1 pseudogene is annotated in these 524 nt (G+C 76.9%); it reads left to right on the forward strand.

The window, feature by feature from the left end:
* A pseudogene (locus LPA54_RS36410) lies at positions 1 to 524 on the forward strand (hypothetical protein); the annotation flags it as partial.

Here is a 524-nt window from a genome sequence, read left to right on the forward strand (position 1 = left end):
GCGCGAAGTACCTCCAGGACGTGCTGGGCAGCACCGAGCAGATGGCGACCGTGCCGTACAACGTGTACATGGTCACCACGCTGCTGGGGCGGACGGTCGGGGACGCCGGGGTGCGGCGGTTCGGCGCCGTGGCGGTGGTGCGGGCGGGGGCGCTGGTGGCGGCGGCCGGGTTCGCCGTGGTGGCCGGGGCGCCCGGCGCGGCGGTCCGCGGCGTGCCCGGGACCGGCGCGGCGGTCCTGCTGCGGGGCTCGGCCACCGGTCTGACCGAAACCGACGCCCAGGTGGTCCACCAGGCCACCGACGGCGTTCCCGGCACGGCGGAGGCGGACGTCTGGTTCGGCTCCGCCGTGGACCTCACCGACCTCGACGGCGACGGCTGGGCGGATGTCACGATCGCGGCGAAGGGCGAGGACGTCCTCGCGGGGTCGGTGCGCGACGGCGCCGACTGGGTGCTGCGCGGCTCGGTGGCCGGCCTGACCACGGCCGGCGCGACCTCGTTCAGCGCGCAGGACGTCGGCCTCACC

Origin of the sequence: Streptomyces sp. DH12 (genome assembly GCF_020873895.1) — a bacterium.
Taxonomy (GTDB): Bacteria; Actinomycetota; Actinomycetes; order Streptomycetales; family Streptomycetaceae; genus Streptomyces.